Genomic DNA, 19,783 nt, shown 5'->3' on the forward strand with positions numbered 1-19,783 from the left:
GTTTAAGTAAAAGAAGCCTTATAGATCTTGTAAGTTTAGCTACCACTTTGTCGTATAAATAATCTCCAAATGCTATCCATTATAAACCAATCAACAAGTAACCTAGTATTTGATATACTAAACTAATAAAACTGAGTTATTAAAAGGGGGATAAGATTGAAAACATCGATCTTACTTATTTGTAGTGTATTAATGATGACTTTATATCCTATAAAATATACCGCCTTTCCTTTAGTTCCAAAAACAAGTGTGATCATTAGTTTTCAAGATAAAATTGATACTGAAATTATCGAAATCAACGGCGGCACTATTCAGTTTTATTACGAAAGTATTTCAGCAGTTTCTGCCATTATGCCAGAATCTAATATTCCGACTCTTTCAGCCCATCCTTCCATACTGAAAATTGAATTAGATAGATCATTTAAAGTTGATGGTCAAGTCTCCGATTGGGGATTGTTAAAAATTAAACCTTCATTGGCTAAAAATCAAAGCATTTATACAGGGAAGGGTGTTAAAATTGCTGTTCTAGATACAGGTATAGATAAGGAGCACACAGACCTTAAAATAAAAAGTGGAGTTTCGTTTATTACTAGTGAGCCAGACTTTGATGATTATAACGGCCATGGAACACACGTAGCTGGTATTATTGCTGCGCTTAATAACAACATGGGTGTATTAGGAGTATCTCCTGACGCAGAGTTATACGCTATTAAGGTGTTGGATCAAAGTGGTTCTGGAAATGAGTCTAGTGTTATAGCAGGTATTCAATGGGCAATAGATAATGATATTGATATTGTAAATTTAAGTCTTGCTAGCCCGCAAGGATCCTCTGCTCTAAAATCTATTGTTGATAAAGCGTATAATAGCGGCATGTTACTAGTTGGAGCCTCTGGAAATTCAGCTAATCAAGTTATAGATCGCTACAATGTACAGTATCCAGCTAAGTTCGAATCTGTTATAGCAGTCGGTGCTACCGATAATAATGATCAACTTGCTAATTTTACTATGTACGGGAATTCATTGGAACTTGTAGCACCTGGTGTAGATATATCAAGTACCTACAAGGACAATACATTTGCTTACAGTAGTGGCACATCAATGGCAACACCTTTTGTTGCAGGTGTTTTGGCCCTCTATAAACAAGCTTTTCCAACAAAAACGAACAAAGAATTAAGAATCATGTTACAAGAGCGAGCTCTTGACTTAGGCGATTCAGGCAGGGATCCATATTTTGGATTTGGAATGGTTCAGGAGCCTAAACTCCCAAACTTCTCAGACATTCAGGGTAATGAGTGGTATGCAGCTGATATCCAATATCTTAAAGACAATAAAATGATTAATGGTTATCCTGATGGAACGTTTAAACCAAATGAGATTATTACTAGAGCCGAAGCCCTTACCATGATTGGAAATGCAATTAACTTAGATGGTACATCACGTCTTACAAACTTTTCTGATGTACCAATTAATTACTATGCAGCTGGTTACATACAATCAGCTTTTGAACTGCGGATTGCATCTGGTTTTCCCGATGGGACATTTAAACCAAAGAGTCCGATAACAAGAGGAGATGCGGCACAGTTTTTTGTTCGTTCCTTCAACTATCCACTTGTACAAGAGCAATATTTTAAAGATGTGATGCCTAACTACTATGGTTTTAGCGGGATAAATGGACTAAGAAAAGCTAATATAACCGCGGGATATCCTGATGGAACATTCAGACCTTTTGATAATATAACCAGAGCAGAATTAGCTGTGCTTTTAACAAGATCGGTAAAATAATAAAAAAATTTTATCTCAATCTATAAAAATATTATCGAAAATAGTAACTTTTCACCTAAATTTGGAAAAATAGATAAATAGTTGCTAGAATTTTGTCATTTTTTTTGTTACTTTTAATAGATAGAATACTAGAAAGGAAGGTTTGATTAATGCGACAACTGTTCCCTAAAGTATTAGTAGTGCTGTTAATTGTGTTTTCATTTGCAAACCCATTACCCACAGCTAATGCAAGCGATATATCAGGACACTTAATGGAAAGTGAAGTAAAATATCTAGATAGTATTGGGGTAATGAAAGGGGATGGACAAGGAAATTATTTTCCAGAACGTAATGTTTCGAGGCAAGAATTTGCCGCATTTATTGTTCGTGCATTAAAGCTTAATGACGAAATTGCCGGAACGTTTACAGATGTTAAAACTACTAATATCTTCTACTCCGATATCCATAAAGCAGCTGCTGCAAACCTTATTGCGGGTTATCCTGATGGAACGTATAAACCTACTCAAAATATAACAAGAGAAGAAATGGCTACAATCATGTACAGAATTTTAAGACATAAAGGGATTGAGATGACAGAAGAACCAATTTCTTTTAAGGATACTAATACAATCCAAAAAGGAATGGTCGTCCCTATCCAAAACATATCCTCTGTAAAATTGATTTCAGGGTTTGAAGATAATACATTCCGTCCAAAAGCGTATACAGTCCGTGCACATGCGGCAGCATTAATTTCTAGAATGTTGCAGATAACTACAGCACCTACTACCACCCTAGAGTATAGTGTTTCTAACATAGACAGTACTGGAGAACTTAAAGAAGTAAGACGCTATTCTACTTTTACAGATGCTAGAAACGCAATCACATCTCCCAACTCACAAGTAGTAATGCATGGAAAGCAAGTAGCTTGGATGAGTAGCGGGATTGCATATGCAGGAAAAGTAGCAACTATCTATACAAGCTCATCATTTAAATCATCTTTAACATATGTATCAACGGGAACGGAAATGATTTACCATGATGCAACTAAAGATTGGGTTAAGGTAACAATTGCAAATTTAACTGGTTATGCTAAAGCGGCTGATATTATTTTAACACCTAGCCAGCTGCAAGAAGGGCGCTCCTTTTATTCTGTTAGTTCAGGTGATCTTGTCCATAGTATATATCAGCATGCATTGAACAATTATGTGTCTTATAAGTACGGTAAAGCACCATCGTTTATGGTTGCAGGGCAAAAGTATTATAGTTGGGATGGCAACCAATTCTATTCATCAAATGGTACAAAAGTAGGGAATGCTTACCAATACTATAATTATTTACCATTATATTCACCAACCAAATACACTGCAGAAGATCTTAATAGATTCGTAAAACACTTTAAACCAGATAGCCCCTTTATTAATTTAGGACAAGCTTTTAAGGATGCTGAAACTAAATACGGAGTTAATGCCTTGTATTTACTTGCAAATGCTATTCATGAAAGTAATTGGGGATTAAGTAATCTAGCTAAAGAAAAAAATAATCTATTTGGTTGGAGCGCTTATGATTCCAGTCCACTTGAAAGCGGTAAGGATTTTGAGTCTATGGAAGCATGTATTGAACAGTTCGCTAGAGATTTCATCTCTAAAAAATACCTTGTTCCTGGTTCGTTTCAATATAACGGTCCACTACTTGGGAATAAAGAAATTGGTATGAATGTTCGTTATGCGTCTGATCCATATTGGGGACAGAAAATTGCTGGCCATATGTATCGTGCCGCACAATATCTAGGCAATGGAGATTTAGGACATTACACTCTAGGTGCAGGAACTCAAGCTGTTAATATGAGATCAGAAGCACTAGTATCTAATCCATCAAGCGCTAACGTTCTTTATCAATTGGAGAAAGTCAACTATACAGTGGCAATTCTAGAAGAAGTAAGCCAAACTGATGGCGTTTGGTATAAAGTAACTCCTCGTAATTTAAACGGAAATTCTTATCCAGCTGTATATATATTTGGAAACGGTACACATGGTACACTTGTAACAAAACTACCAGTAGCAAAATAATGTTTACGTTAATAGGGGAATACACCACTTACTTTGGTGTATTCCCCTATGTTATATTATAGTAGAAATTAAGTTTAGATATTAAGGAGCAATGTATACAATGGTTTTTAAAAAAGTCAATATTCTAGGGGTACCTTTTATCCATGCCTCAATGGAACAGTTCATCAATCAATTACACTTACATATTATAAATAATGAAAAAGTAACAGTAGTTACTGCAAATCCAGAGATAGTTATGAAAGCAAAAGAAGATTCATACTACATGACTCTTTTGAGAAATGCAAACTATGTTACCCCTGATGGTATTGGAATTGTTAAAGCAGCACAGCTATTAGGGAGTCCACTTCCAGAAAGAGTAGCTGGCTTTGACACAATGATAGAATTGTTAAAACTAGGAAATATACATAATTACAATATTTATTTATTAGGAGCAAAAGAGGAAGTATTAGAAGGTGCCAAACAAAAAATCAAGAAAGACTATCCAAATGTAAATGTAGTTGGGTCACACAACGGCTTTTTTGATTGGACAAATGAAGAAATACCAAACCAAATCAAATCACTAGAACCTGACCTTGTCTTTGTTGCTCTCGGAATGCCTAGACAGGAAGAATGGATTTTTTCACAGATTGAAAAATTTGAGAAAGGGATTTTTATGGGAGTAGGTGGTAGCTTTGATGTTTTGTCGGGCACTGTAAATAGGGCACCTGAAATTTGGCAAAAACTTAATATCGAATGGCTATACAGATTAGTCAAGCAACCTTCAAGGGCAGTAAGAATGATGGCACTCCCCCGCTTCGCTTTAGAAATTTTCAAAAAGAAAGTACTTCCAAAATGAGTAATAAGTTAGTTAAAGGTACATTAATACTATCAATAGCTACACTACTATCTAAAATTTTAGGAAGCGCTTTTCGGATTCCTTTACAAAATATTGCAGGGGATTCCGTATTAGGGATATTTACATTAGTCTACCCTTTCTATATGGTGGGATTAATTCTATCTGTAGCGGGTATTCCAATTGCTATTTCTAAATTAATTTCTGATGCTCGTACATCGAATGATCATATTAAAGTAAGTAATATATTTAAAACAGCAAGAATATTAGCAATGCTCTTTGGTATCATCAGTTTTACTTTATTTTTTAGTTTTTCTGACTATATAGCTTTTCTATTAGGAGGTAAAGAAACAAAATTATCTATTTTAATTGTTTCAATTACCTTGTTAATTGCTCCTTATATGGCAGTGTATAGAGGTTTCTTTCAAGGGTTGGAAGATATGAGACCTACTGCTGTTTCTCAAGTACTTGAACAGCTGTCTCGTGTCATTTTGATACTATTTATAGCTTATTTTATGGTGCAGCTCGGCTATAATAGTTCTCAAATTTCTGGTGGAATTATGATTGCTTCCATAATAGGAGCAATTATATCTTTAGTCTACTTAAGAAGACTTTTTGTAAATTCTAAAGATAGGCCATTCTCTTACAAACTCACCAAACAAACCTTTTTTTTTACAAGCAAATCAATTTTAACAATTTCAATCCCTATAGCGTTTGGGGCTATTTCCATGGCATTATTTAACTTAGCAGATTCTTTATCAGTTCCACTAAGCCTTAGGAATTTAAATTTTACATCTCTTGAAATTACTCAAGCTTACGGTATATATGGAAGAGGCTTATCGTTAGTGCAAATTACAACTATATTCGCTAGTTCCATTATTCTACCTCTCATACCTTTAATAGGTAAGCATGTAGCAAACGCAGAATTAGAAACAGTAAAGAGCACAGTAGAAAAGTCTTTATCTTTAACTCACTTATTATCTTGGCCGGGAGCTATTGGACTATTTTCATTAGCCATTCCTATTAACTTAACATTATTCTCAGACCTCCAAGGAACTGCTGTTTTAGCTGTAGTAGGAATTAGCTCAATATTTACTTCATTAACTGTGCTAGGTATAGGTATCTTACAAGGCTTAGGTGAAGAAAAAAAAGCGGCATATGTCGTTTTAATAGCCTTCGTAATGAAAATCATGATAAATATTGTAATTATTAAATATTTAGGTATTTTGGGGGCAGCTATATCAACCTTAATTATTTACTTTATTAGTTATTGCATAAACTCCTTTATCATCCACAAGAAAATTGGTATTGCTTATATTAAAAAGCAGACTATTGTTTCTTTTATATCTTCTATTATAATGGGAATACTAATTGGATTACCCACTCTTTTTATTGATTTTGTAGAGTTTGGGAGGTTTTTATCTTTTATCTATACTTCTATCTCCATACTCTTTGGTGGAACTATTTACTTAGGACTCTTGATCATTTTTAAAGGACTAACTATCAAAGAGTTAATGGAATTATTAGGGAGGAAATCCTTATTAAGGGAAAAGTAATTGTAAGGAGTAAATATATGTTCCTTGTAAAAAATAGAGAATAAACAAAATCCACAATTGGGGTGTCAACTTATGCTATATTTGACATTAGTCATTTGTTCTCTATTTTCTTTTGTCATTACACCTAAGATAAAAACTTTAGCCATTAAAATTGGAGCAACAGATCAGCCTAATCACAGAAAAGTTCATCTATCAAGCATGCCACGTCTTGGGGGCTTAGCCATTTTTTTTTCAACACTATTAGGTCTGTTTATACTAAAGCCCATTCATCCCGCACTGATCTCAATGCTAATAGGAAGCTTTATTATAATTTTGACTGGTGTTCTAGACGATTTATATGAAATTAGTGCGAAGTATAAGTTATTAGGTCAGCTTATTGCAGCAATTGTAGTAATTTACGGTGGGGTAATTGTTAAATTCATCAATTTACCACTGGGTATTCAATTGGAGCTTGGACTATTTAGTATACCTCTAACACTTTTATGGATTATTGTTGTTACTAATGCCATTAATCTTATTGATGGTCTAGATGGTTTAGCTGCTGGTATCTCTTCCATAGTTCTATTCACCATATCTATTATGGCAATGATTAATGGTAATGAGTTTGTTATGACTGTCTCCTTGATTATCTTAGCAAGTACCTTAGGCTTTTTACCTTTTAATTTTCATCCTGCTAAAATATTTATGGGTGATACTGGTGCATTATTTCTTGGTTTTATCATTTCTGTGATATCATTACTGGGGTTTAAAAATATCACATTGTTTTCACTTTTAGTTCCCATTATTATATTAGGGGTACCACTATCGGATACGTTTTTTGCAATTGTAAGGAGATTAATCAAAAGGCAACCACTATCTACTCCTGATAAATCTCACTTTCATCATTGTTTAATTAGGTTAGGTTTCTCCCACCAATCATCGGTTTTACTGATGTATCTTTTGAGTACAATTTTTGCAGTTGCTGCTTTGATTTTTGAACAGACTACACTGTGGGGTTCATACTTGGTAATCATTACTCTTATACTCTTTACAGAGATCCTTGTAGAGGTAATCGGATTAGTTGATAAAGATTATAAGCCAATCCTTAATTTAATCAGAAAAGTACTAAATACACGCTGATGTAGTCATAACTGCATCAGCTTATCATCATTGTAAAAGTGAAAGGAAGCACAAATATGAAAAAATGGTTGTGGATTATTGTCGTTCTATCTATCATACTAACCACTCCTTCAATTCTACAAAGGAATAAGGTTGAACTTGAAAATAATCAATATGAAATTATTATCCCTTATCATGAAATTATGCAATTAGTAGATGAGGGTCTACAAAAAGATTTCGTTCTTGATAAACTTAAAGGTGCTGGACTAACATCAATTAGCTTAGAAGCTGAAACGTTAGAGTTACTAGAATATTTCGGTCACATCACAATACTAGATCGTGATTCGTTTCAAGAGGCACTCCTAACAGAAAATTTTAGCTTTAGTTCAATTCCTACTACTCGTGGGTTATACATACATAATAATAACCAAGAGTATTATGATATTGCGCCAGTAATAAAAGATATTTTTCAGGATGTGGAATTAATAAACTATAACAACCAATCTTACTTTTTTATTCCAGGAAATCCTGAATACATCAAAAGACTCCCATTAGGATATTCTGACCAAGCCATAAAGGAGATTACCTTAGGAGGCTTTAATTTAGTACCTCGTTTACCTGAAGGATCAAAGGTAAATGATGAAAATGAGATTCTAATGAAACAATTAATTAGTATGGATTCAAACTTAACAGCTAAGTTTTTACCTTCTGGCAAACAAATGGTTGGGTATCCAGATGATTTAGTTAAATGGGGACAACTCCTAGGCGAGAAAAAAAATACACTATTGTTAACTGAATTCAATGAACAAAAAGGATTTACTTCATATGCTTACTCTATGGACTTAAATGTAGTTCGTTTACATAGCTTAAATATGGAAACTAGTCCTCCCCCACAGCTTGTTGAAACAGCGGTAAGGGCTGTGAAAGAGAGAAACATAAGGGCTTTATTTATTCATATTTATTTTAAAGATTCAGCAGAAAGAAATCTTAGTAAAAGTATAGCTGTATTAGAAATGTTGACTAAAAACATGCCAGCTCAATTTGAATTAGGGAAAAGTGAACCACATAAACTAAACACCCAATCCATGCTACAGGTTCTATTCGTGTTGATAGGTAGTTTTGCATTTATCTCCATATCACTTTTAACATTGCTAAATAGAAAGTTAGCTTTATTAGGAGTTAGCATTACCCTTTTAATAGGATTACTCACTATAACAGGTGACCTTTTTACAAAAATATTAGCATTAGAACTTGCAATTATAACTGCAATAATTGCCACTATACCTTCAAATAACTTGATCAGTAAAAGGTCAATGCTTGCTAATTATTTTCGCTCAATTGGTCTTGCCTTTATTGGGATTTGGTTCATTGTAACGCTTCTTTACGGAACGGAGTATCTTCTTCATATCGGAGCAGGCTTTAGAGGGGTAAAAGCTCTTTATGTTTTCCCAATGTTATTCGTACTTGGATATGTGATTATAAATCAAACACAAAGACTTAACTTTAAACAACTTGTTAAATGGGTTGCAGCGCCTGTTAAATATTGGCACCTTATCGCCATCGGAGTTTTAGGGATAACGTTACTATATTATATTAGTAGAACGGGTAATGCTGGTAGCGTAAGCGTCTACGAATTATTGGTAAGACAGAAGTTAGAGGAGCTACTATATGTTCGACCAAGAACTAAGGAGTTCTTAATTGGTTTTCCTTTCTTTGTACTTGCCTTATACTTATTGCAAACAAGTAGAAAAATTGGACTATTCTTCCTGATACCTGGTTCAATCGGTTGGTTATCACTTGTTAATACATTTACCCATTTACATATCCCTTTACACATCTCATTGTTAAGAAGCTTTTATAGCTTAGTATTAGGATATGTAATCGGCTTACTATTTATCTTTATTTACAAACTTACAGTTCGATATTACTTGAAGTTAAGGACAAGGTGGTAAAATGAGGATTGTTATATCTGGATATTATGGATTTCATAACATTGGTGATGAAGCGATTTTATATTCAATCATCCAATCATTAAAGAGTTATGAACAAAATGTTAAGATTACGGTTTTATCGAATGATCCTGAGTTTACGAGACATACGTATGGGGTTGATGCTGTAAACAGATGGAATATAAAAGAGGTATTACACTCACTCAAAAAAAGCGATGGATTGATTAGTGGTGGAGGGAGTCTCTTACAAGACCAAACTGGGTGGAAAAGTATCCCTTACTATACGGGGATTATGGCACTAGCAAAAATCGCTAAAAAACCAATTTTTGTCTATGCACAAGGAATGGGACCAATAAACAAGGTATTTAGTAAAAGAATTGTTAATTTAGCTTTAAATAGAGTTAGTGCTATTACTGTAAGGGATGAACGATCAAAAGAATTACTTAAATCGTTAAATGTAATCAAACCGATTGGTCTTGTACCAGATCCCGTCTTAGGATTATCTGTTGGGGCTACAGAAAGTGAATGGATTAACAGTTTGAATACTTCAAAGCAGTTCATTGTGGTATCTGTCCGTGACTGGCAAACAAAGTATGCTTATCTAAAGAATATTGCAGATTCTTTATCTATGTTCATAGAAGACTATCAGGTCATCCTCCTCCCCATGCATGGAAAGCATGACGAGGAAACATCAAAGAAATTAAATGAAATGTTGGACAACAAAGCTCTTATTGCTCCCTATGAAGCATCCATACAAGAGAAAATTGCAATTATCGGAAATGGTGCTCTACTAATTGGTATGAGATTACATGCATTAATCTTTGCTGCAATCACGAACACACCTTTTATTGCCTTGTCATATGATCCTAAGATTGATGTTTTTACAGAGCAAGCAAATCAAGTAGTAGCAGGACATGTTGAAATAAATAACTGGAGCGCTCAAACTTTAGCAGATGAAATCACAAAGGTGCTTCATCAATCAACCGTTTATAAAGAACGTTTAGAAAAGGCAACAGCGACCCTAAAATCTGAAGCAATACAGACCGCATCACAAGCTATTCAAGTATTTCGAAATCAGGATTAAAATTAAATTTTTAATTACTAACCTTTAATTAAGATCTCTAGCCTCATTCTTGAGGTCTTTTTTATGGGGTTAGTAAAACTACAAAGGCAAAAAAAATAAGATCTCTTTATCGAGATCTTATTTTCTGTTAAAAAGGTTTAAATGGTTCAGGTCTTGATTCCGATCTGCCAAAGTAGTGAAGTATGGATTGCACAATTCGATATGACGCAAGTCCATCACCATAAGGGTTAGAGGCATTGGACATTTTCTTATAAGCTGCTTTGTCATTAAGTAAGGAGTGAGTCATTTCATAAGTTGTCTCTTCTTCTGTTCCAGCAAGTCTTAACGTCCCTGCCTCAATTCCTTCTGGGCGTTCAGTAGTATCCCTTAGGACTAAAACTGGAACTCCTAGTGATGGTGCCTCCTCCTGAACTCCTCCAGAGTCGGTTAAGATTAAGAATGATCTAGATGCAAAATTGTGAAAATCCAATACACCTAGCGGCTCAATCAGATGTACTCTCTCTTCGCTTCCAAATATCTCATTAGCAACCTCTCTAACTGCAAGATTTAAGTGTACTGGATAAACAACATGAACATCATCATGTTCATTAACAATCCGCTTAATCGCTCTAAACATTCCAAGCATTGTTTCTCCTACTAATACTAAGTCGGGCTTTACTTCCTTCATAATTAAATCTAATCCTTTTAGTGCCTTAGTTGTAATCCCTGCAAAGGTTTGGCGATCCTTCATAATATCAAAATCATAGTCAGACTTGATTTTGAATACCTCAAGCACCTGGTCTAACATTTGTCGATGTTGAGCTATTACAGTAACAGTTGATCACCTCCATTGGTTTCGGTGGCTTGAACTTGGTAAAAACTTAGCATTTGAAAACAGAGTAGAACAAATGCTTATTTCAACTTGTCAGAAATTGAATAAAAGTAAGGTTGAAATGTTAAGAAGTGCATAAAGAAGACCTCAATAATATGAGGTAATCATTCTTCTGCAATCTCCAACTTTTTGTAGTAATTATCTACAATCGGATGAATGTCTGGGTTTGAATCATAATAGGTATTATAAATTTCATTTAGGGTAAATTTAAAATCTTTTTTACCATCAAAAAGGGCAATGCCGTACCGCCATCCAGAACGTTTTTCTTGATTGTTTTGCGGAGTAAATTCTATATCTTTGATCAGTGATAAAAATTCATCAATTTGTTCTTGCTTAGTTATCTTTTTTGAAGCACCAGTCGAACCATCTTGAATGATGACTTTATCTACATTTTCAATTTTGGCATCCTTATAAAATCCTTCTAATGATTGCGTTTTTCCATTTGTACAAGCAGTTATAAAAAACAGACTTACCAATAGAGTTAGGAATAAAATTTTTTTCATTAAATCACCTACAATAAATTAATTCAATTACCTATTAGACGAATTAGATTACAAGAAGTTACACTATAAAAATTTGGCATAGGTAGTAACCCATTCAATTATATTGAGTATTCTAACAAAAAATTTAACCACCGTCGGTAGTAGCTTTTGTACCCTTTGTAACTTTTAATTTCTAACATGGAAAGATTTTAGTTGTTTTTAGTTTATTAATCGTCTCCAATTCTTTTATAGACATACCATTCTTTTTGGCAATGGCATAGAGCATATCACCTTTTTCAACCTGAACTTGGCTATACTGAGTTCCTTTAGCTTCTGCTCCATCTAAGTTAGTAAATCCAATAAAGCTTGCAATTCCAAGTGACAACACCATCATTCTTATAAGGTTTTTTTCATCTGTTATTCCTCCAAATTGTAACTTAATGGAATAAATGGCCAATTGATTCTTTCCAATATGTTAGTCGAGGATTGCTCCAAAAGGTTACAGGCAATCACAAAGATTCTCAAAAAAATAAAGTGAGTGTAATTAAGCTCACTTTACTTCGATATATACCCTTTTTAAGTCCCCATTATAATCAACTCTTGCACCTAGCGCTTCGCTGACAAAACGAACGGGTATGAGTGTCCGATTGTTCATGATGATTGGTTCAACATCTAAAAAATGCTCTACTCCATTTATGCTTGTCTTTTTGCTTCCAATGGTTAATCTTATTTTAATATTATCTTTATTAATACTGACAGATTTGTTTGATGGTATATAGTCTACATCTGCTCCTAGATACTCAAATAATCCCCTTAAAGGCAATAGTGTTCTTGAGTTATGAAGAACAGGAGCTTGGTCCGTAAATAACTTGTTATGGTTTACTAGAACCATTAGCTCATTAATTTTAGTAACATTTGCACTTATTGTTTCATTCACTTCGTTTTCTAAACTAGTAACTACTACTGGTTTCTTTGTTGGATCTAACTTGGCCATTAATAAAAGAAGATGAGGCTGTGACATCGCTATACACCCAAGAGTCGGACTAGTATCACTCCTCCAACTGTGAAGAAAGATTGCACTTCCTTTACCCGGAATAATAGGATTCATATTATAATCAACAACGATTACGTATTGATATAATGGATGATTAAGTTGCTCATAAGAATTCCATCTTACTACTGGATTTCCTGTATAGTGCACCATTTTATTGTAATCGCTAGACTGAACATCATCAATCCAGAAATAATGGCTGGTTACCTTAGTATAAGGTAATTCTACATCGCTTGGTTTAGCTTCAGTACCAAACGAGCTCTCCAAGCCAAATAACCCAATTGGTGTTCTACCGTCCCCTTCAGCTTTTTCTTTTGATAGTCCATTCTTACCAAAAACCACCCCAACATTCTCTATTGTTTTTACCCATGTCCCATCTAGATTTTCGTATAGTACTAAATTTCCCTTGGTAGAATTTATATGATCACCAGTTACTACAACAATTTGTTTTGTTTGATTAAATAAACTAAAAGAATTTACATAATCATCTTCTTCGATATTGGCAGCATAAATGCTTTTAATATCTAATAAAAAGATAAAAGTAAAAGACAAAATAGTTAATAGTTTTATAGTTTTCAATGTCTTCCCCCTTAGAAGTATTGCTCTTACATCCTAACATATTACTACTATTATCTCACCAAAATAAGGAGTAGAAAAGTGTCGAAATATCATTCGATTATATTACATATTTTTACAATAAATACACCTTTATTCCTATATAATTAATCCTAATTGTATATAGTGAGGAGTACTAGTAAAATGAAAAAATTATTTATTTTATTAACAACTATTTTTTTAATTGCAACTTTTGGGTCATCAGCAGAAGCAAGTTCAAAGAATCAAATTATCATTATTAATAAAGCAGTAAACCAACTAGCATTCTACAACAATGGTAAATTAGTAAAAACATTTCCGGTCGCTACAGGAAAGAAAAGATCCTATACACCTGAAGGGACCTTTAAGATTGTAAATAAAATAAAGAATAGACCTTATTATACTGGTAAGGTTCCAGGTGGAGATCCAAGAAATCCCCTTGGAAATAGGTGGCTAGGTTTGGAGGCAAGAGGAACATATGGAACAACTTATGGGATCCATGGTAATAATAATGAGGCCACTATTGGAAAATATGTAAGCTCAGGTTGTGTTAGGATGCATAATAAAGATATTAACTGGTTATTTGATCAAGTCCACAATCATACAAAGGTTGTAATTACTCATACTAATAAATCATTTGATATAATAGCATCCTCAAGTGGATATAAAGTAGAAGTCATTCCAGTAACTAAGCCAGTAGTAAAAGCTCCAGATTATACTCCATTAGGCCTTGATATCTTTGTCAATAATAATAAGGTGAACTTTGACCAACAACCAGTTTTAAAATCAAATCGAACTTTGGCTCCGATTAGAGCTATTTTTGAACAGTTAGGAGCAAGTGTACACTATGACTCAACAACTCGTGTCATTACCATTACAAAGGCTGAAACCACTATAAAACTAACAATGGATAAAAAAGAGGCAATAAAAAATAATGAAGAAGTTCTGTTGGATGTCGAGCCAATGATTATAAATAATCGTACCCTTCTTCCAGTTCGTTTTATTAGTGAGTCCATTGGTGCAAGTGTTCAGCATGATGCAAAAAAAGGTATATATATAACGGTTAATTAAGGATTATTAGATGAGGTGAGTCTTCCCCCACTCCCTTTTTTTTGCTGGAATTTTATATTAAAGTCAATAATTGAACCGTATGTCAGCTCAACAAATTTTCATTTTTTAAGATAGTCTCTAAAGACAACATAAAAAGACCCGAATATGACTTTTTATAAGCCTCATTATTCGGGACTACGATCAATACTCAGTAGTTATATTCTTTAAATCAGATTGAAAGTTAAAAATTATTCAACAGCAATCTTCGGCTCTAAACTAATATCAAAGAGTCTTTTCCAAGGGAAATCGAAATATACCTCTTCTAATTCTTTTGCGATTATGTATTTCGATTCATTTGTTTGATATACAAATTTTTCATTCTTTAAAGAGTTAAACCAAAAGTGTGTACGATTAATAACCTTATCTTTAGAAAAGTTATATGTTTGCTCATAGTGATCATCCAAATCTAAATAATCACCATTTATGTTGGTAACATATTGTTTTATTTCATCATGCAAGTCATTTTTATAACCTTCGTCCTTAGCCAATCTACTTAATAAAAATTCAATGTGTGATTTGGTAGCACTTTTGAGTATCGTCTCATTCATATTTAGATTGTTATTTAGCATAGAAAAACGAGTGGAAGAATGAGATATAGCAATACCAATTGTGTTTCCGATTGTATTCCAGCTTGAGAAACCATAGAGTTGGGAGATATCAACATTTTCTTTCAAGTAGGTCATAAAACGATCATCTCTTGTTTTTACATCAGCATCGATGATAGAGACAGGTTTTTTTTCCTTTAAAAGGGCATTAATCTTCTTAGTTGCAGCCATAAATTTTGCAGATTTTTCACCTTTAACTATGGTGTTAATAAATAAATGAATATCTGCATCTGCTTCAGAGTCAGTAATTACTCCATTTATTGCGGTAATATGTTTTTCTATATTTTCTTGCGTTGTCATTGACTCAAAATAACCAGTTGAGGTAGGACCTTCCTTGTCTACATAATGGAGATAGTGTTTTGGTTTTATATTATAATAACTGTTAATATACCTTGATATTAGAATCAAACTATCCTCGTCAGTCCCGCTAAAAAAAACAAGTTGATTTTCTGACAGGTTCAGAGCTTTTGATTTCTCTTTTAATAACTCGGTCTCAAATCGATGAAGTCCTGTTTTAGAGGCATCGTCTTGGGATAAGATTAAATAATCAATATAGCCTTCGGACAACCATTCAATCATTGTAATGTTGATCAAATGATTTCTTTCTCTAGCATCCAAATACTTAGTGAGAATTTCCTTTGGTATTGTTTTCTCTAGATTTTTTAGTGCATTTTCTTTTTCCTTCATATTTAAATTATAAACCTCGTCATACAAAATGGCCCAATTTCTAATGCTCCAATAAATGTCTAAGGATTCTTTTTCACTAACTGTAACAGCAAGTCTTTGAACTGCATTAAAAACATAAATTGGTTTATCCGGATATTTTATTTTTAATTCTTTGATTATTTCTATGTTTTTTAGCGCTTTCTCTTTACTAGTTTGTAATGTTCTGGATGCTACTAACCCCCCAAAGCCAATCATATCAATGGATATGATAAATCCGTCAACATCCTCTCCATGATTAATTAACCAGTTCCTTAAGTTTTCTGTATTTCCAGGGTTTTGGAAGTTACCCAAATCCTCCCTTTTTGGAAATATTGTATTTATTCCTCCTATTTCTGCTATTTTTTGAGCATCATATACATTTATAGGTCGGTCATCTAATGGGACAATAGCAAGGGTTGGAATATTTTCTTTACTTTGAGCGAAGAAAAACAAAACTAAAATAAACACACTTATAGTAATAAATATCAATAATTTAAATTTAAACATTACTTTATATTAACTCCTATTTTTTAGGATTATAGATTAAACATTCTTCATTCGGTGAGAATCTCTCATAAAAGCTGGTATTTGTTCAATATAGTAATCAGGCAAGAAGGATGTCTTTATAAATTATAATATAATTGACTACAATAAGTTGCAACTCGATAATTTAGACGTTCCTTTCGTACTTCTTTTAAGATTAAGAACTTACATAGATAATCCTTTAATAAGAGTAACCGCCTAATTTTTTTATATATTATTTACTTATTTTATGAATGTATTTACTGACTTCGTCTCTCAGATCATCCCTCTTCAGCGCAAAGTCAATTGTAGCTTTAATAAAACCAAATTTATCACCGACATCATACCTAGTCCCATCAAAATTATATGCATATACAGCTTGTTTTTCCGTTAGTTTGCAAATGGCGTCAGTAAGTTGTACTTCTCCCCCTGCGCCAGGGGGTAGTTTCTCTAGTATTTCAAATATTTCTGGTCTTAGTATGTACCTACCCATTATGGCAAAGTTAGAGGGGGCATCATGTACTGCTGGCTTTTCAACCAAAGTATCCACCTTATAAAGATTTCTTTCTAATTCATATTTATTATAATCTACAATTCCATATTTAGAGACATCTTGGTCTGGAACAAGCTGACCACCTATAACACTTGTTTGGTATCGATTAAACACATCAATCATCTGCAGTAAACACGGCTTCTCAGAGAGGACAATGTCATCTCCAAGCATTACTGCAAAGGGTTCATTTCCGATAAAACGACGCGCACAATATATCGCATGACCTAAACCATTTGGCTCTTTTTGTCGAACATAGTGAATATTTGCTAAATTAGAGATCGCCTTTACTTGTTCTAGACTCTCCCATTTTTCTTTGCTCGTAAGTACTTCTTCAAGTTCATAGGATTTATCAAAATGGTCTTCAATAGCTCTTTTTCCCCGACCACTTATAATCATTATATCTTCTATCCCTGAAGCAACTGCTTCCTCTACAATATATTGAATAGTAGGTTTATCTACAATCGGTAGCATTTCTTTTGGTTGAGCCTTCGTGGCCGGCAAGAATCGAGTACCCAAACCTGCAGCAGGAATAACTGCTTTGCGGATTTTCATGTTAACACCACCTAACTTATTTAACTAATGTTAGCCAACAAACTTTTGACCTTTTGTCTTTGAAAATAGTGTATATAGTTGAGTTATTATAATAAAGAAATATTAGTTAATGTTATGATTACATACTGTTCTTTTATACTAACATAATGTTATTTAGAACAGTCTTATATAAATAGTTAGATTAATAATTGTATGACTTTAATAATTTTCAAAGCTAATATAAAATTCATTATATACTAAAAGATTTAAGTACAGGGCTATGGTGATTTGTAGTAAAGTTCCTCTTTTTTTCCTGAATTTTATAACTATCCCTTAGCATTCAGTTGGGTTATAATCTATAAGGTTAAAGAAAAATTATTAGAAACCACACAGAAAGAGGACAAAGAAAGATGAGTAAAAGTTCTTTACAAATAAAGAAAAAACCAAAGAAGTGGCTATGGATTTTACTGAGTGTTATAGGTGCCTTAATAATTGGCATATCCGCCTATGTCTATTCGATTTATCATTCTGTGCAGCAAACTGCTAATCAGATGTTTGAACAGCCCAAACGTGAACGATCTGAAAAACGATTGGAGAAAGTTGAATTTGTGGAAAAAGATCCGATTTCAGTATTAATTATGGGTGTCGATGAAAGAGCAAATGACCGAGGGCGTTCAGATACTATGATCGTCATGACTGTAAATCCTGAACTACAATCAATGCAAATGGTCAGCATTCCTCGTGATACGAGAACCGAAATAATCGGAAAAGGAATTCAAGACAAGATCAATCACGCTTATGCTTTTGGCGGAACAGATATGGCTGTTGAAACTGTCGAAAATTTCTTAGATATTCCTATTGATTACTATGTCAAAGTCAATATGGAAAGCTTTAAAGAGATTGTTGATGCGGTTGGGGGAGTAACAGTAAATAATCCTTTTGAATTTAAGGAAGGTGGCCTCACATTTATTAAAGGCGAAATAAATCTTAATGGGGAACAAGCCCTTGCGTATGCTAGGATGCGAAAGCAGGATCCTAGAGGTGATTTTGGTCGACAGGACCGTCAAAAGCAAATCATTATGGGTGTTATTCAAAAAGGAGCAAGTTTCTCTACATTAGGAAAACATGATGATATTCTAGCTGTTCTAGGTAAGAATATTAAAACTAATTTAACCTTTGAACAAATGGTTGACCTTCAAGCTAATTATAAAGAGGCACGCCATAATCTTGAGCAATTCCAGATTAATGGTGGTGGACAAACTATTAATAGAATCTATTATTATGTGGTGCCTGAAACCGAGAGGTTAAGTTTATCTGAGAAATTAAATAAACATTTGAATTTAGTCCCATAATTAATATTTTAAAAAAACCGTGAAGAGATTAACTCTTTACGGTTTTTTATTCAATAAAATTTTACGGAAAGTATACCAATAACATATTCGGAGCAAGTGACTTACGCATTCGTTGCGTTGAAACACTATAAATTTTTCGGCCCTTCATGAAATCATTTCATTCTATGGCTTCTGCTAACTTCTTGAGACTAACCGTTTTCCGACTGTACTCACTGTACATCCGCAAGATCTACCAGGGTAATACAACTTTCTTCCCTCTTTTACTTGTCTGATTTCCTCTATAGAGTTAGGCACGCCTTTTGGACTTCGACTTGTTGTGGAGTCTTATATCTTTACAGAGACTTAGTATCAGATTTCTGTTCGTCGAGCCAAGATTTTATTCCATGCTTCCTCCATCCCTTACCTCACTATAAGCACCTTGCGCTTCCTTAGTGGTTGGTCGATGTATACCCCCACAGTGGACTTTCACCACGTAGATAGTTGCAAAAAAAAACAGATTTCATCACCTACCCTGAAATCCAAGAGTCTTTTCAATAACAATTTAGCTTCAACTTTCCTTAAATCAAATAACGGAAAGTCTCAGTTGCTATTATAAATTTTGTACAAAACTATAATTCCCCATTATTTTCAACATAAAATAACAATATTTTCTTCCATTCCATCTTAATATAATATTAAGCTCAAAACTTAAAGGAGGGTGATGAAAATGTTACAAAAAAAGGGATTATGTATAAGGGATAATACAGTTCTGAAGGAAACATTGAAGATTGCTTTAGAAGTAACTACTACTGATTTAAGCTTAGTGCAAATAGAGTTGCTAAAAAGGCTTGCAAATAGAATCTCATTGGATTCTGAACTTCAAATAACCATGGAAGAAGTAAATAATTTAAAAATATGTTTAAACATTTTTAAGACGAGTAGAACATGGTATTGGTTAAGAGAAGATTTTAAAATTGGAATTAATGACTCTTTATATTTTCTTAGTAAATATTAATAAATAGATAAAAAGGAAGTATGGAATTACATACTTCCTTCTACACTATCATAATTGATTAAAAGTT

15 protein-coding genes and 2 pseudogenes are annotated in these 19,783 nt (G+C 33.5%); 11 read left to right on the forward strand and 6 right to left on the reverse strand.

The genetic code is table 11. The annotated features are described in order from the left end of the window. Window positions 1–156 precede the first annotated feature (156 nt). The 7 genes from LT143_RS09695 to csaB all read left to right on the forward strand — a co-directional run bounded on the left by LT143_RS09695 (window position 157) and on the right by csaB (window position 10,346). Complete coding sequence (locus LT143_RS09695; RefSeq protein ID WP_246942777.1) at window positions 157–1,782, forward strand: S8 family peptidase; 1,626 nt, start codon at window positions 157–159, stop codon at window positions 1,780–1,782. A 149-nt stretch (window positions 1,783–1,931) separates the two neighbouring features. Then, window positions 1,932–3,827, forward strand: coding sequence for an S-layer homology domain-containing protein (locus tag LT143_RS09700; RefSeq protein WP_246942778.1), 1,896 nt, complete (start codon window positions 1,932–1,934; stop codon window positions 3,825–3,827). Window positions 3,828–3,927: 100 nt separating this feature from the next. After that, entirely contained in the window at window positions 3,928–4,662 is a 735-nt protein-coding gene (locus LT143_RS09705; protein ID WP_246942779.1) for a WecB/TagA/CpsF family glycosyltransferase, read from the forward strand. Next, window positions 4,659–6,215: a putative polysaccharide biosynthesis protein gene (locus tag LT143_RS09710; protein WP_246942780.1), complete on the forward strand. Its 1,557-nt coding sequence runs from the start codon at window positions 4,659–4,661 to the stop codon at window positions 6,213–6,215. The genes LT143_RS09705 and LT143_RS09710 overlap by 4 nt, the downstream gene beginning before the upstream one ends. Window positions 6,216–6,287: 72 nt before the next feature. Next, entirely contained in the window at window positions 6,288–7,334 is a 1,047-nt protein-coding gene (locus LT143_RS09715) for an MraY family glycosyltransferase (protein ID WP_246942781.1), read from the forward strand. A 56-nt stretch (window positions 7,335–7,390) separates the two neighbouring features. Next, entirely contained in the window at window positions 7,391–9,265 is a 1,875-nt protein-coding gene (locus tag LT143_RS09720; RefSeq protein ID WP_246942782.1) for a DUF5693 family protein, read from the forward strand. Window position 9,266: 1 nt separating this feature from the next. Beyond that, window positions 9,267–10,346: a polysaccharide pyruvyl transferase CsaB gene (csaB, locus tag LT143_RS09725; protein ID WP_246942783.1), complete on the forward strand. Its 1,080-nt coding sequence runs from the start codon at window positions 9,267–9,269 to the stop codon at window positions 10,344–10,346. Window positions 10,347–10,473: 127 nt separating this feature from the next. Here the strand turns inward: csaB and LT143_RS09730 are convergent. Beyond that, window positions 10,474–11,160: pseudogene (locus LT143_RS09730) on the reverse strand (UDP-N-acetylglucosamine 2-epimerase); the annotation flags it as partial. Between the two features lie 4 nt (window positions 11,161–11,164). On the opposite strand from LT143_RS09730, the pseudogene LT143_RS09735 reads away from it, so the two are divergent. After that, window positions 11,165–11,296: pseudogene (locus tag LT143_RS09735) on the forward strand (IS1595 family transposase); the annotation flags it as partial. Window positions 11,297–11,321: 25 nt separating this feature from the next. On the opposite strand, the gene LT143_RS09740 reads toward LT143_RS09735, so the two are convergent. The 3 genes from LT143_RS09740 to LT143_RS09750 form a co-directional block, all read right to left on the reverse strand. After that, the gene (locus LT143_RS09740; RefSeq protein WP_246942784.1) at window positions 11,322–11,720 is read right to left on the reverse strand and encodes a hypothetical protein; all 399 of its coding nucleotides are present in this window, start codon (window positions 11,718–11,720) and stop codon (window positions 11,322–11,324) included. Between the two features lie 172 nt (window positions 11,721–11,892). Continuing rightward, entirely contained in the window at window positions 11,893–12,156 is a 264-nt protein-coding gene (locus tag LT143_RS09745) for a LysM peptidoglycan-binding domain-containing protein (RefSeq protein WP_246942785.1), read from the reverse strand. 93 nt (window positions 12,157–12,249) lie between these two features. Then, a complete protein-coding gene (locus tag LT143_RS09750; RefSeq protein ID WP_246942786.1) occupies window positions 12,250–13,329 on the reverse strand; it encodes a stalk domain-containing protein in 1,080 nt (359 codons plus the stop codon). A gap of 180 nt (window positions 13,330–13,509) precedes the next feature. Between LT143_RS09750 and LT143_RS09755 the strand changes: the two genes are divergently transcribed. Continuing rightward, entirely contained in the window at window positions 13,510–14,415 is a 906-nt protein-coding gene (locus LT143_RS09755; protein ID WP_246942787.1) for a stalk domain-containing protein, read from the forward strand. Window positions 14,416–14,642: 227 nt separating this feature from the next. Here LT143_RS09755 and LT143_RS09760 read toward each other — a convergent pair whose 3' ends face one another. Then, a complete protein-coding gene (locus LT143_RS09760) occupies window positions 14,643–16,271 on the reverse strand; it encodes a DUF4127 family protein (protein ID WP_246942788.1) in 1,629 nt (542 codons plus the stop codon). A 250-nt stretch (window positions 16,272–16,521) separates the two neighbouring features. Beyond that, complete coding sequence (gene galU / locus LT143_RS09765) at window positions 16,522–17,391, reverse strand: UTP--glucose-1-phosphate uridylyltransferase GalU (protein ID WP_246942789.1); 870 nt, start codon at window positions 17,389–17,391, stop codon at window positions 16,522–16,524. Between the two features lie 389 nt (window positions 17,392–17,780). Between galU and tagU the strand changes: the two genes are divergently transcribed. Beyond that, complete coding sequence (gene tagU / locus LT143_RS09770; protein WP_246942790.1) at window positions 17,781–18,722, forward strand: polyisoprenyl-teichoic acid--peptidoglycan teichoic acid transferase TagU; 942 nt, start codon at window positions 17,781–17,783, stop codon at window positions 18,720–18,722. A 706-nt stretch (window positions 18,723–19,428) separates the two neighbouring features. Then, entirely contained in the window at window positions 19,429–19,716 is a 288-nt protein-coding gene (locus tag LT143_RS09775) for a hypothetical protein (RefSeq protein ID WP_246942791.1), read from the forward strand. The last annotated feature ends 67 nt before the right edge of the window (window positions 19,717–19,783 follow it).

The sequence above is a fragment of the Bacillus pinisoli genome, assembly GCF_023036475.1.
Taxonomy (GTDB): domain Bacteria; phylum Bacillota; class Bacilli; order Bacillales; family SA4; genus Bacillus_BS; species Bacillus_BS pinisoli.